Origin of the sequence: Paenibacillus sp. Aloe-11, from assembly GCF_000245715.1 — a bacterium.
Lineage (GTDB): Bacteria > Bacillota > Bacilli > Paenibacillales > Paenibacillaceae > Paenibacillus > Paenibacillus kribbensis.
Map to the genome: position 1 here is coordinate 35,365 of NZ_JH601043.1, position 711 is coordinate 36,075.

General features: G+C 53.6%; 2 pseudogenes. Both read right to left on the bottom strand.

Annotated features, from left to right (window positions below):
* Nucleotides 1–214 (bottom strand): annotated as a pseudogene (locus tag WG8_RS27730) (nuclear export factor gle1); the annotation flags it as partial.
* Nucleotides 215–272: 58 nt separating this feature from the next.
* Nucleotides 273–711, bottom strand: a pseudogene (locus WG8_RS27735) (copper resistance CopC/CopD family protein); the annotation flags it as partial.

The following is a 711-nucleotide window of genomic DNA, read 5'->3' on the forward strand; positions in this document are numbered from 1 at the left end:
GGATTTTTAAAGCGACTTTGGTGGTGGGAATGTTTTTCTCCACAGGCACCTTCAGTGTATAGGTTTCCCACGCATTAGGCTGTGAAACAGAAGGCTTAACCGTCACGTGTGCACTGGCCATACCTGCAAAAAGCAAGGCACCTGCTGCAATCAGGCCCGCGGACGCCGCAAACCTGGAAAATCTGGATTTCACCGATTGAATCGCTATATTCATATTTATTTCGCTCCTTTTTCATGTGAGGATCTTGCAAAATCCTGAAGTCATAAAATGATTATTTTTTCCCGCCCACGTGCAGGGTAAAGTCGGCATCTACCGCATCAAGAGATGCCGTCAGGGCGTGTACTTTGACCACCCATGTTCCTTCGGCGGTCATCAATTCCTGACTGTGGAAGGGTTGCTGCTTCACGGGGAGAATAAATTCCTGCCGAGCTTTGTCAGGGTCTGCCGGAACGAGCGTCAATGTAACCTGCTGAATTCCTGAAACCGCAGCCCCTTTGCGATCCTGAATGGCTACCTTAAATTCATTGCTGCCCACAGCATTGGGGCTGACCGCCAGCGTCACCTTATACTCGCCTGTAGTGCGAGTCTCCTCGAACGGTACAGCAGGTGCCTGACCGGGTGAGAGGTGGGTGAGCAGCGCAGCGAGCAGCATTACGAGCAGGCCGACGCCCAGCTCGGCACGCAACCCTCCGGCGGCCCGCTGGGTCGCC